The sequence below is a fragment of the Rhodococcus sp. PAE-6 genome (genome assembly GCF_025290685.1).
In the GTDB taxonomy this organism is placed as follows: Bacteria; Actinomycetota; Actinomycetes; order Mycobacteriales; family Mycobacteriaceae; genus Rhodococcus; species Rhodococcus pyridinivorans.
Genome location: NZ_JAOCLZ010000284.1, coordinates 1 through 229, shown reverse-complemented (window position 1 = coordinate 229; position 229 = coordinate 1). Strand labels below are relative to the sequence as shown.

The window sequence follows — 229 nt, the reverse complement described above, 5'->3', positions numbered from 1 at the left end:
GTTCGCTCCCGAACTCGTCGACGAGCTCACCTCGGGTCTCCGCGGGCCGGAAAACGTCCCCACCTGCTTGTACGTCGAGCAGAGGTGACGGCGCCACCGTCCACCACGATTCCGTGTCGGTCGCGGCCATCGCTGCCCGCTGCGACACGATCGCGTCGGGCCACCAACCGTCGAGCCACACCGCCGGATCGTGTCCTGCGGCGAAGAAGACGTCGCGCAGGTGCACGAG

General features: G+C 68.6%; 1 pseudogene. It reads right to left on the bottom strand.

Annotated elements, in window-relative coordinates:
- Window positions 1–229 (bottom strand): annotated as a pseudogene (locus NVV99_RS27045) (alpha/beta hydrolase); the annotation flags it as partial.